Source organism: Cuspidothrix issatschenkoi CHARLIE-1 (genome assembly GCF_002934005.1).
In the GTDB taxonomy this organism is placed as follows: Bacteria; Cyanobacteriota; Cyanobacteriia; order Cyanobacteriales; family Nostocaceae; genus Cuspidothrix; species Cuspidothrix issatschenkoi.
Window position 1 is genome coordinate 46434 of record NZ_PGEM01000015.1, and the last position, 592, is coordinate 47025.

1 protein-coding gene is annotated in these 592 nt (G+C 38.7%); it reads right to left on the minus strand.

Translation table 11 applies throughout. The features are described 5' to 3' along the window. Positions 1–54: 54 nt before the first annotated feature. Positions 55–534 (minus strand): molybdenum cofactor biosynthesis protein MoaE, encoded by a 480-nt coding sequence (locus CUN59_RS02235; RefSeq protein WP_104386302.1) that lies wholly within the window; start codon positions 532–534, stop codon positions 55–57. Positions 535–592: the final 58 nt, after the last annotated feature.

Sequence of the window (592 nt, forward strand, 5' to 3'; positions counted from 1 at the left end):
GTAAATTTATGATCAGAATACAGACTTTATACTCTACCAACTATCCTCTATATATCAGCATTCTTGATCACACATACCAATGTTTACCCAACTACTAGAACCATCTTGCCAGTGTTCTTTTTTCCAAATTGGTGCATTGTGTTTGAGAGTATCAATTGCATACTGACAAGCAGCAAAAGCTTCACCACGATGGGGACAACCTACCGCTACCAGTACACTAATTTCCCCAACGGATAATCTACCAATGCGATGATATATAACTACACGGTTAACATTAGACCACTGATTACGAATACTATCTGCAATTTGATAAAACACTTGTAAAGCCATGGGTTCATAGGCTTGATATTCTAGCGCGGTTACTGGTTTACCATCAGTTTGATTACGCACCATCCCACTCATTAGCACCACTGCACCATTAGCATGATTATCTGCTTGACTATAGATTTCTGCCACAGATAATGGCGCTAAAGTAATACCAAAGCTATCTTCCATCCTTGGTTTAATGGGAACAGCAGATTTAGTTATGATCATTTTTTCTTACCAAACACTGACAGAAATTACGCAAATTGCACATTGGTAGGGTGTGGTT